General features: G+C 57.1%; 1 protein-coding gene. It reads left to right on the forward strand.

Annotated features, from left to right (window positions below):
- The first annotated feature begins 140 nt into the window (after window positions 1–140).
- Window positions 141–497, forward strand: a complete 357-nt coding sequence (locus ACFQY0_RS21145; RefSeq protein WP_379717034.1) for a hypothetical protein — start codon at window positions 141–143, stop codon at window positions 495–497.
- The last annotated feature ends 733 nt before the right edge of the window (window positions 498–1,230 follow it).

Here is a 1,230-nt window from a genome sequence, read left to right on the forward strand (position 1 = left end):
CGCCGCGACCCCGTGTCGTGGCGATAGCCCACGAGTTGAACCAGACACACCACCTCTCTCTCAACCCTCAATTTGGCCTGAAATGCTGTGTCCGGATCAACCGGCAGCCATAGGGTCTCGCTAGAAATACTTGACCCAGCATGAGCGACGAACGGCCACCTAAAGAGTTGATGATCTCCTTCAACTACCTCTTTCCTGAAGCGCTAGCTGGCGACGATACTAGGGAGTATACTGGTCGTATAGCCGACCGGATTCACGAGGTGATCGCGGAAGAGCTGAATCGTCTGGATATTCAGCATCGGTTCGACTCGATGTGCTTCCTCCACCTGGGCACTGAGATCATTCCGGATTCGACACGATGCTCGGATTGCGGAGCTTGGGTTATTCCCTCGGAGAACGCACATTCGACCTCGGTGGTGGCGTCAGGGTATACGGTTGACGATGGGAGAATCCTGTGTGAACAGTGTTGGTCACTGTTCGACGGCGACAAGCTCTAGACTACCCAGTGAGTGCCTCGCCGACTAAATCAACCAAAGCGAACAAGTCGGCGATGGCGACGCCTAACCGCGGCCTTGTTACGTTTCCGTTATGGTGATTCAATCCCTTCAATCTGACACGGAGCGCCGCCTTTGTTCGGGCGTCGCGCCATGCCTCTGACGTTCTCGTGGAATGTAGAGCCTCTGGGTTTTGAGGGTGTGGCAGCAGACCGAGTCGGAGATAGGTCGAGCTTGTCGAGGTTTTCGAGCTTCCGGATCTTTGCTGACCGGGGTGAGCATCATGCGGTGGGCAGCAGAGGAGCGGCCAGGAGAGATCGGAACGGCCACGTGACAGACTCTGTTAGATTGTCTGTCTGATTCGCCGGGGCTCTGCATCATCACCGCTCGGAGTGACCCGTGGGATGGCGTCGGCGCTCGATCGGGTATCTTCCCGTGGCGGACCGCGGCCTCCGCGAAGAACTCCCCGCCCCCAAGACCGCCCAACGAGAACAAGGCGCTTGAGGACGACCCCTTTCAGCGGTTGTGTTGAGTTCTTGCCGCCAGCTTCGAAAGCTGCTTGGATCCCCGCAGCCTTCCCGGTGAGCTCACCGGGATCGCCTCAGCTTGAACGTTCGCTCGAAAATGGACCTTTGATCACGCACAATGAAAGCGAGCCTCCCTATTTCGATCGCGGCACTCATTCTGTCCGCTGTATCATTGATTCATTCTTACACGACGGCTGCATCAGTCGATC

It is taken from the genome of Haloferula chungangensis, from assembly GCF_042664875.1.
GTDB classification, from domain to species: Bacteria; Verrucomicrobiota; Verrucomicrobiia; order Verrucomicrobiales; family Akkermansiaceae; genus Haloferula; species Haloferula chungangensis.

Excerpts from the sequence above, each read along its gene's own strand:
- ACFQY0_RS21145 (WP_379717034.1), top strand. The coding sequence starts at position 141 with ATGAGCGACGAACGGCCACCTAAAGAGTTGATGATCTCCTTCAACTAC.